This is a genomic window from Sulfurihydrogenibium sp., assembly GCF_027448985.1.
Taxonomy (GTDB): Bacteria; Aquificota; Aquificia; order Aquificales; family Hydrogenothermaceae; genus Sulfurihydrogenibium.
In genome coordinates this window covers 1-2,657 of the sequence record NZ_DAIDMN010000121.1, presented here as the reverse complement: position 1 = coordinate 2,657, position 2,657 = coordinate 1, and the positions used below count along the sequence as shown (strand labels likewise).

Genomic DNA, 2,657 nt, shown 5'->3' with positions numbered 1-2,657 from the left:
GCAAGCTCACCTGTTACGGCATTCTTAAATTCCCTAAATTCTGTTTTTAGTTCTGCTAAAAGAAGGTCTTTTAGCTTTTCCGTAATTTTATCGATATCCATCTTTTCCCACCTTTTAGAATCTTACTCAATATTTTAGCATTTTCCAACCATAAATCAATGGTATTGTATGTAACCTAATTTGCCAACAAATTTAATAAAACAACAGATATTTTAAATAGGTGTTAAAATACTTATCACCGGTTCCTTTAAATCCTTTATAGTAATTGATTCCTAAACTTAAATTGTCTTGTCTGAAAATTCCACCACCAATTCCACCACCAAAACCATAACCTATACCGGTTATATCGTTGTAATTTAAATCTACACTCAGGAAAGGTCTCCAAACTCTTACTAAAGAAGTATCATTATCATATCCAAATAAAAATCCTACACCTATTTGATTGTATGAGTTTGGTAAAACTTTTGGATTTTGAAATTGGGATATTTTTTCTATGCTTCCTTTATTGCCCTCTTTTTCAGAATATTTTCCGTGAGATGTATATATTCTAAAGGTGTAATCCGGATAACCAACTCTTAACTTGTAATAAATTTCTTCGTATAGGTTAAAAGAAGTTCCTATTTTCACTTTATCGGATGAGTAAAATTGATTGTATGATGGGTTTATATAGTATGTTAATCTGTTTGTTATGTTATAAGTTAGGTTTATACTGTATCTGTTTTTCATTCCACCGTAAAGTAAGTATAAAGTATCATCAGCTGGAACATTAAACCCAATTCCCAAACCGGAATATAATCTATTCGTCATATACTTTGTGTAGTTTATATCTAAGTAAGGATTTGAGTTTATTGTATTTAAAACACCAACGGATACAGTTAGTTTTCCATCATCTAATACTTTTTCTAAACCTACAGTATAGTTTTGAACATTTTTAACATTTATCAATCCTGAGCCTAAAGTTTTTATATCAGAATTTTTATACTTTACAAAAAGTTTGACACCTTCAGCTACATAAGCTGATAAATAAATGTTTTCCGTGACTTCAGCAACTTTACCTCTTTCGTTGTATGAAGTTTGTATTTCCAGTTTAGGTCTGTTTTCTACTATTAAATCTCTTTGCTGTTTGTACAGTAAATAGTCATCCGGATTTTCTTCTAAACCTTTATAACCATAATACATTGCTTTATTTATCTCACCTGTTCTTCTAAGTGCCTCTACTCTATCTCTTATAGGTAGGATTTTGGAGTATTTTTCTAACAATTCTTGTTGTAGATATCTGTCACCCATCCAAAGTGCAAGGTTTAATCTCATCCAAGGTCTTAGTGTGTATTTATGCCTTTTCATTAAATATTCTAATTTATTTTGGTTTTCTATCGAAAGAAGATATGAATGGTATATATCTTGGTAAACATCCGGACTAAGTTTATTTTTAGCTGTATCTAACAGCTCATTGTATTTTCTTGCAGGTAAAAATTCTACAGCTACTTTCAAGTAGTTTTCTAAATCTAAATCTGTGTATTGACCGGATTTTATTTTTTCATTTAACTGTTTATAAATGCTGTACTTCATATAAGTACCTTCTTCGAATTTTCCGTATAAGTTTAGTAAGTTTAGTAAATCTGCATAAACAATCAAGTCGGAATAATTTTTACTGTTTTTAAGGTCAGAGAGTAAAGTTAAAGCTTTCTTACCATTTTGTAAGAAATAGTATAAAAACCCAAACTCTTTTTTTAGTTGTTTTTCATGTTTTGAGTAGTTGTTTACAATTAATTCAGCTAAGTTTTGGTCTGATGTATCTATCGCTGTGTATATGAGCTCAGCTAACAAATCCGGCTTAAAATTATATTCTAATGTTTTGATAACTAAATCTATTGCTTTTTGTTTTTCCCCGATTTTTATTAAACTGTTTATATATCTGGAAAATATTAAAGTGGATTGAAAGTAATTTATATTTTCGTTTTCTATAAACTCTATTATTTCTTTATACTCTTTCATTCTAAACAAACTTTCAACATAACCTTCTTTTAAAAGTTCTAATTTGTATTTTTTATATCCTTCATACGCGTACTTTTTAGAAAGATTATAATCTCCTTTAAATAAGTAATATGTGTAAAGTCTGATAAAATCTCCCAAATTTGCTGATTCTATGGTATATAATTTTTCCGAAGCTTTAATTGACGTATTAAAATCTTTAAGTGCCCATGCCAAGTTTGATAGGGTATCTAAATACTCTTTTTTAAGCTTCTCATCTTTTTCTTCATCTACTTTATTAAAGTAGGATTTCAAAACTTCTAAGGAATCTTTAAATCTTCTGGCAGAGTATAAAATGTTAGAATAAAGGATAATATCTTTTAAGGAAGGTTGATGATCTTTAACAAGTTTTTCGCCATAAATTAATGCTTTGTTAGTGTCTCCAAGATTATATAAAATAGACGTTAAAATGTATAAAATCTCGTTACTTTTTTCTTTCTTATAAAGGTCCTCTAATATAGAAATTAGCTCTTTTACATCTCCTGTTTGATAATATATGTAGTATACAGTTTGTAAATCTTTATACTTTCCTGATTTAAAATCTTCTTCTATAACTCTAATTTCCAATTTAAATAATTTTAAAACAAACCAAGACAAGTAGCAAAACTTAAAGCTAAAATGAAGAA

1 protein-coding gene is annotated in these 2,657 nt (G+C 28.5%); it reads right to left on the bottom strand.

Annotation, left to right across the window (positions count from 1 at the left end; genetic code table 11):
• Positions 1-192 precede the first annotated feature (192 nt).
• Entirely contained in the window at positions 193-2,598 is a 2,406-nt protein-coding gene (locus NE054_RS07740; RefSeq protein ID WP_297890353.1) for a tetratricopeptide repeat protein, read from the bottom strand.
• Positions 2,599-2,657: the final 59 nt, after the last annotated feature.